This is a genomic window from Paracoccus sp. (in: a-proteobacteria), assembly GCF_047973135.1.
GTDB lineage: Bacteria > Pseudomonadota > Alphaproteobacteria > Rhodobacterales > Rhodobacteraceae > Paracoccus.
Map to the genome: position 1 here is coordinate 1 of NZ_JBKEBL010000321.1, position 6,891 is coordinate 6,891.

Below are 6,891 nucleotides of genomic sequence, written 5' to 3' on the forward strand. Positions count from 1 at the left end.
CTTGACCAGATCAACAACTTTATCGCCTCGGGCGTGGATGCGATCATCGTGAACCCGGTCGATACCTCGGCCACGCAGGCGATGACCGACGCGGCGCAGGCGGCCGGGGTACCGCTGGTGTTCGTGAACCGCCAGCCAGTCAATATCGATGCGTTGCCCGACAATCAGGCCTTCGTCGCCTCGGACGAGCGCGAATCCGGCACACTGGAGACCATTCAGGTCTGCGACCTGCTGGCCGCCGCCGGCAAGACCGAGGCGAATGTCTATGTCATGATGGGCGAACTGTCGAACCAGGCCGCCGTGCAACGAACCGCCGATATTCACGATGTGATCGACGGCGGCAAATGCGCTGTGACGCTGAACATCATCGACGAACAGACGGCCAACTGGCAGCGCGACGAGGCGCAGGATCTGATGACCAACTGGCTGTCGGCGGGTACGCCTTTCGATGCGCTGATCTCGAATAATGACGAGATGGCCATCGGTGCCATTCAGGCCATGAAAGCCGCCGGGATCAGTATGGAGGATGTGATCGTCGGAGGCGTGGACGCCACCCGCGACGCGCTGCTGGCCATGGCCGCCGGAGAGCTGGACGTAACGGTGTTTCAGGACGCCGCCGGTCAGGGCTCGGGCGCGCTGGATGCGGCGCTGAAACTGTCGCGGGGCGAGGCGGTCGAACAGAAGGTCTATGTGCCTTTCCAGCTTGTGACGCCAGAGAACATGTCCGACTACGCGGCCAAAAACTGATCGTGCCGCAAAGCCGGGCGGCGCGACCCGCTCTGCCCGGCAGATGACTGCCCGCATGTCGCAACGAGGTATGAACCATGTCAGATACGTCACAGGGGATCGGCGGCCTCGGCTTCGACGCCTCAAGGCGCACCCTGCCCGCCGAAGCCGGTGTCGGCATCGCCCTTGTGCTGATCGTCGTCGCCTTCGAATTGCTTGGCCGGGTTCTGCTGAATGACAGCTTTCTCTTCAACACGCGCGAGAATGTGCCCGGCATCTTTAATCAGGCGCGGTTGCAGATCATCATTCTGCAAGTCTCGATCATCGGTATCATCGCGCTTGGGGTGACGCAGGTGATCATCACCGGCGGCATCGACCTGTCATCGGGATCCATCGTCGGCATGACCGCCATGATCGCCATGAGCTTTGCGCAGGTCGGCCAGATCAACGGGATGGAAAACACCCGCGCGGTGTTCTTCGACCGGGGCTGGATGGATTTGCCGGTGCTGGTGCCGATCACCGTGGGGCTGGTCTGCGGATTGCTGGCGGGGCTGATCAACGGAACTTTCATCGCCTATACCGGCATCCCGCCCTTTATCGCGACACTTGGCATGATGGTATCCGCGCGCGGCGTCGCGAAATGGTGGACCGAGGGGCAACCGGTTTCGTTCCCGACGCCGGGCTATGCGGCCATCGGCAGCGGCATGATGCCGGTCATCATCTTCATCTGTCTTGCAATCCTGTTCCACCTGATCCTGAAATTCACCGTCTACGGCAAGCACACCTATGCCATCGGCTCGAACGAGGCGGCGGCGCGCATGTCGGGCATCAATGTCGCCCGCCACAAGGTGCTGGTCTATACCATCGCCGGACTGCTGGCGGGGATTGCGGCAATCGTTCTCAGTGCCAAGAACCTGACCGCGCAGGCGGGCATGGGGGTGATGTACGAACTGGACGCCATCGCCATGGCAGTGATCGGTGGGATCTCGCTTTCGGGCGGGCGCGGCACGATCCTTGGCACCGTTTTGGGGGCGCTGATCTTTGGCGTCATCATCTCGGGTTTCACCTTCCTGCGGCTGGATGCCTATTATCAGGAAATGGTCAAGGGCGCGATCATCGTCGGCGCCGTCGCGCTGGACCAGTGGCGTCAGCGCCGCATGGCCGCAAGAATGTAAGGGGGCTGTATCATGACAGGCGACATCATCCTGCGCACCGAAGGGCTGACCAAGCATTACGGCGGCGTTCACGCGCTGGTGGATTGCAATTTCGAGATCCGCAAGGGCGAGCACGTGGCAATCATGGGCGATAACGGGGCGGGCAAATCGACCTTCGTGCGCCAGATCACTGCGGTCGAGCAGCGGACAGCGGGCAGGATCTGGTTCAACGGCGATTATGTCGAATTTGACGGCCCGCTGGCCGCACGCGAGGCCGGGATCGAGACCGTGTTCCAGACCCTCGCGCTGGCCGATCATCTGGACGTGCCCGACAACCTGTTCCTTGGCCGGGAAAAGCGGCTCTTCAACCTGGGGCCTTTCTCGATCCTCGATTACAAGGGCATGCGCGAGGCGACGATGCGCGGGCTGGAAAAGACCGGGGTAAAAATCCCGAATATCCACAACACCATCCAGAACATGTCGGGCGGCCAGCGCCAATGCGTCGCCATCGCCCGCACCGCAACCTTCCATTCCAGGCTGACCATCATGGACGAACCCACGGCGGCACTGGGGGTACAGGAGACCGCGCAGGTGGAAAACATCATCCGCACACTGAAGGAACAGGGCGAGCCGCTGATCCTGATCAGCCACAACATGCGGCAGGTGATGGATCTGTGCGACCGCATCGTCGTGTGGCGGCGCGGGCGCATCTGCGCCAACCTGCGCAAAGAGGAAACCAATGGCGAGGATGTCGTCGCCTATATCACCGGCGCCAAGACCCAGCCGGAATATGACGTCGCGGCGTAAAGGGGATACCATGCGAAAACTGGTTGCAATATCTGCCGCGCTGATCTGCGTTTCAAATGCCGGGGCCGCCATGGCCGAAACGCGGGTGGCCGTGTCGATGACGGCATTCGATAACCCGTTCCTGACCATCATCCGAAACGCCATCGCTTCCGAGGCGGGGCGGGCGGGCGATGTCGATCTGGTGTTCGAGGACGCGCAGCTCGACGTGGCGCGACAGCTTGATCAGGTGCGGAACTTTATCGCCGACGGTTATGACGCAATCATCGTGAACCCGGTCGATGGCGATTCCACAACGGCTATCACGCTGGCCGCCGTCGAATCGGGCGTGCCGCTGGTCTATGTGAACCACCCGCCGGGGGATGTGGACGCCCTGCCCGAAGGGGTCAGCTTTGTCGGCTCGGACGAGGTCGATTCCGGCACGATGCAAACCCGGCAGGTCTGCGAATTGCTGGGTGGCAGGGGCGATGTGCTGGTGATGATGGGACCGTTGGAAAATCATTCCGCCATTATCCGCACGAAGGACATTCACGATGTCATCGCCACGCCCGACTGTTCCGGCATGCGCGTGGTCGAAGAACAGACCGCCAACTGGAAGCGCGGCGAGGCGCAGGATCTGATGACCAACTGGCTGACCGCGGGCGTTTCCTTCGATGCCGTCATTGCCAATAACGACGAAATGGCCATCGGCGCGATCCTTGCGCTGAAGACGGCGGGGGTCGGCATGGACGATGTCGTCGTGGCAGGTATCGACGCAACGCCCGACGGGCTGGCTGCGCTGGCGGCGGGCGATCTGGATGTCACCGTCTATCAGAACGCCGCGCGGCAGGGCGAGGTGGCCTTGCAGACCGCCGTTTCGCTGGCCGGTGGCGCGGATGCGGACCGCAATATCTGGATCCCGTTCGAACCCGTGACCCGCGAAAACATGGCTGATTACCGGTAACGCCGCCCCCGTTTTCCCGCGATGCGCGCCGCCGCTGCGGTTCCGCTTGCGCCGATGAAAGAAGAAATGATGAAAATCGCCCTTGACCCCTTCATGCATCGCCACCTGCCACTGGAACAGCTTCCGTCCAGAGTCGCGGAACTGGGCTATGAGTGGATCGAACTTTCCCCCCGCGCCGATTTCCTGGAATGGTTCAAGGCACCGCGCGTCTTTCCCGACCGGATAAAGTCGTTCAGGCGCGCGCTGTCGGACGCCAATGTCGGCATCGCCACGCTGCTGCCCATGTACCGGTGGGCCAGCAGTGACGAAGACGAACGCCGCACCGCTGTCAGGCATTGGAAACGCGCCATCGAAATCGCGGTCGAAATGGGCGTTGATACGATGAACAGCGAATTTGGCCGTGGCCCGCATCCCGACAAGGGCACCTGCTATTGCTGCCATACCGGCAGCATGATCGAGGCCTGCGAGGACGCCTGGTGGCGCAGCATGGAAGAACTGGTTCCGATCCTCGAACGCGAGGGGATCAACCTGCATATCGAACCCCATCCCGAGGACTGGACCGAGACGTTGCAACCCTCGGTTGATCTGATCCGCACGCTGAACAGCCCCCGCGTCAGGTTCCTGTATTGCACACCGCATACCTTCTATTTCGGCGATGATACGGTGGCGATGCTGCGCGAATGCGCCGATGTTCTGGCGCATGTCCATATCGCCGACACGTTCAACCACAAGGCCAGCTCGGGCCTGCGCTATATCGTTAATCCGCCAGGCAGCGCGGCGCGCGTACATCAGCATCTGAATATCGGCGAGGGCGAGGTTCCGTGGGATGATTTCTACCGGACACTGGCCGAGATCGGGTTTGACGGCATCATGACCGCCTGCGTCTTTGCGTGGGAGGAAAGGGCCGACGAATCCGGGAAATTCATGCGCACCGAGATGCAGCGCATGATCGACACCTATTTCAAATGAGGCAACAGGAATGACCGTCAGGATTGGTGTCATCGGCACCGGCATGATTGGCCGCGACCACACACGGCGCATCCGGCAGGTGCTGGCCGGGGCGGACGTGGTCGCGCTAAGCGATTACAGACCCGATGCGGCGCGGGCGGTTCAGGCCGATCTGGCCCCGCAGGCAGCGGTTTACGACCGGGGCGAGGATCTGATCGCGGCGATGGATGTGGATGCGGTGCTGGTCTGTTCGACCGGCGCGACACATGAACCCTATGTGCTGGCCGCCATCGCGGCGGGCAAGCCCTGCTTTTGCGAAAAGCCGCTGGCGACGACGGCGGCAGGTGCGCTGCGAATCGTTCAGGCCGAGGCCGCGCGTGGCGCGCGGCTGGTGCAGGTCGGCTTCATGCGCCGCTATGACACGGGCTACCTGATGCTGAAACGGGTGGTGGACCACGAAATCGGCAGGCCGCTGATGGTCCATGCCGCGCATCGCAACCCGACCGTTCCGGATGCCTATGTCACCCCCATGGCCATCCATGACACTCTGATCCATGAAATCGACGTGTTCCGCTGGCTGCTGGATGACGATTACATCTCGGCGCAGGTGGTATTCCCGCGCAAATCCGGCCTTGCCCATGCCGCGCTGCGCGATCCGCAGATCGTGCTGCTGGAAACCGCGAAGGGCATCCGCATCGATGTCGAAATTTTCGTGAACTGCCGCTATGGCTATGACATCCAGTGTCAGGTCGTGGGCGAGGAAGGGTTGGCCAGCCTGCCCGAGCCAATGGCGATCGTCATGCGCAAGGGCGCGCGGTTGCAAAACGCCATCCTGACCGACTGGAAGGACCGTTTCATCGACAGCTATGATGTCGAGTTGCAAGATTTCATCAAGGCCGCCGCGCGCGGCACGGCCTCGGGGCCGTCGGCTTGGGACGGCTATGCCGCCGCTATCGCGTCGGATGCCTGCGTCGCGGCGCAGGAAAGCGGCGGCATCGTTCCCATCACCCTGCCGGACCGCCCGGCGCTTTACGACTGAGGCCCCGATGCGTTTTGCCATCAATCATATCTCGGCGCCCCGGCTGGCGCTGGCCGATTTCTTTGCCATGTGCCGCCGCCTCGGCGTCACCGAGGCCGAGATCCGCAACGATCTTCCCGATGTGACCGGAACCATGCTGCCGCAGGCCGTCCGCACCGAGGCCGAGGCGCAGGGCATCACCATCCTGTCGGTCAACGCGCTTTATCCGTTCAATGTCTGGTCTGGCGAAGTGCCCGACCGGGCGTTGCGCATGGCCGACTACGCCGCAGGGTGCGGGGCGGCGGCGCTGGTCCTGTGCCCGCTGAACGATGGCCGCCCTGTGCCGCATTCGCAGGTGGTCGCGGCGTTGGCCGCGATCAGGCCCATCCTCGCGGATCGTGGCCTGACCGGACTGGTCGAGCCTCTGGGCTTTCCCATCAGCTCGCTTCGCACCAAGGCCGAAGCAATCGCAGCGATCTCCGAGGCGGGCAATGACGGCACATTCCGGTTGCTGCACGATACGTTCCACCACCATCTTTCCGGCGAGACGGAACTGTATCCCCATCGCACCGGGCTGGTGCATATCTCGGGCGTGACCGACCCTGCCGTTGCCGTCGATGACATGCTGGACGCGCATCGCGTTCTGGTCGATGATGGCGACCGGCTGGGGAATATCGCCCAGATCAAGGCTTTGTTTGCAGGTGGCTATATGGGTCCGTTTTCCTTTGAACCTTTCGCGGCTTCCGTCCACTCTCTGCCCGACCCGCAGGCCGCGTTACAGGCCAGCATGGACCATGTCAGGGCCGCGCCATGAAGCCACTCGACCTCATCACCATCGGCCGTTCGTCGGTTGACTTGTATGGCGACCAGATTGGTGGTCGGTTGGAGGATATGGGGAGTTTCTCGAAGTATATCGGGGGCAGTCCTACGAATATTGCCTGCGGGACGGCGCGGCTGGGGCTGCGGTCTGCGGTGATCACCAGGGTTGGTGATGAGCATATGGGGCGGTTCATTCGCGAGCAGTTACTGCGCGAGGGCGTGGATGTTCGGGGGGTGAAGACGGACCCGGACCGGCTGACGGCGCTGGTGATATTGGGCATTCGGGACGAGGACAGTTTTCCGCTGATTTTCTATCGCGAGAACTGCGCCGATATGGGGCTGACCGAGGATGATATTGATGAGGGGTTCATCAGCGAGGCGCGCTCGGTTCTGGCGACGGGGACGCATCTGTCGCATGTGCAGACGCGGGCGGCGGTGCTGAAGGCTCTGCGGCTGGCGCGCAAGCACGGGGCGAGGAC

The 6,891-nt window shown here is 62.5% G+C and carries 8 protein-coding genes; all 8 read left to right on the forward strand.

The genetic code is table 11. The annotated features are described in order from the left end of the window. The coding region (locus ACK5L9_RS22900) for a substrate-binding domain-containing protein (RefSeq protein WP_416913763.1) at positions 1–747 on the forward strand (747 nt) is incomplete at its 5' end. Positions 748–824: 77 nt separating this feature from the next. Continuing rightward, the gene (locus ACK5L9_RS22905) at positions 825–1,901 is read left to right on the forward strand and encodes an ABC transporter permease (RefSeq protein ID WP_416913764.1); all 1,077 of its coding nucleotides are present in this window, start codon (positions 825–827) and stop codon (positions 1,899–1,901) included. A 12-nt stretch (positions 1,902–1,913) separates the two neighbouring features. Then, entirely contained in the window at positions 1,914–2,687 is a 774-nt protein-coding gene (locus tag ACK5L9_RS22910) for an ATP-binding cassette domain-containing protein (RefSeq protein ID WP_416913765.1), read from the forward strand. A 10-nt stretch (positions 2,688–2,697) separates the two neighbouring features. Then, positions 2,698–3,627: a sugar ABC transporter substrate-binding protein gene (locus ACK5L9_RS22915; RefSeq protein WP_416913766.1), complete on the forward strand. Its 930-nt coding sequence runs from the start codon at positions 2,698–2,700 to the stop codon at positions 3,625–3,627. A gap of 66 nt (positions 3,628–3,693) precedes the next feature. Further along, positions 3,694–4,596 carry a sugar phosphate isomerase/epimerase family protein gene (locus ACK5L9_RS22920; RefSeq protein WP_416913767.1) on the forward strand — a complete coding sequence of 301 codons (903 nt, stop codon included), beginning with the start codon at positions 3,694–3,696 and terminating at the stop codon, positions 4,594–4,596. 10 nt (positions 4,597–4,606) lie between these two features. Next, positions 4,607–5,614: a Gfo/Idh/MocA family protein gene (locus tag ACK5L9_RS22925; protein WP_416913768.1), complete on the forward strand. Its 1,008-nt coding sequence runs from the start codon at positions 4,607–4,609 to the stop codon at positions 5,612–5,614. Between the two features lie 7 nt (positions 5,615–5,621). Then, positions 5,622–6,407 (forward strand): TIM barrel protein, encoded by a 786-nt coding sequence (locus ACK5L9_RS22930; protein ID WP_416913769.1) that lies wholly within the window; start codon positions 5,622–5,624, stop codon positions 6,405–6,407. After that, a partial coding sequence (locus tag ACK5L9_RS22935) for a PfkB family carbohydrate kinase (RefSeq protein WP_416913770.1) occupies positions 6,404–6,891 on the forward strand: 488 nt, incomplete at its 3' end. The genes ACK5L9_RS22930 and ACK5L9_RS22935, both read left to right, overlap by 4 nt.

What these genes read in the sequence shown, in the direction of transcription:
- ACK5L9_RS22905 (WP_416913764.1), top strand. Translation starts at nt 825, where the DNA reads ATGTCAGATACGTCACAGGGGATCGGCGGCCTCGGCTTCGACGCCTCA.
- ACK5L9_RS22910 (WP_416913765.1), top strand. Translation starts at nt 1,914, where the DNA reads ATGACAGGCGACATCATCCTGCGCACCGAAGGGCTGACCAAGCATTAC.
- ACK5L9_RS22915 (WP_416913766.1), top strand. Translation starts at nt 2,698, where the DNA reads ATGCGAAAACTGGTTGCAATATCTGCCGCGCTGATCTGCGTTTCAAAT.
- ACK5L9_RS22920 (WP_416913767.1), top strand. Translation starts at nt 3,694, where the DNA reads ATGATGAAAATCGCCCTTGACCCCTTCATGCATCGCCACCTGCCACTG.
- ACK5L9_RS22925 (WP_416913768.1), top strand. Translation starts at nt 4,607, where the DNA reads ATGACCGTCAGGATTGGTGTCATCGGCACCGGCATGATTGGCCGCGAC.
- ACK5L9_RS22930 (WP_416913769.1), top strand. Translation starts at nt 5,622, where the DNA reads ATGCGTTTTGCCATCAATCATATCTCGGCGCCCCGGCTGGCGCTGGCC.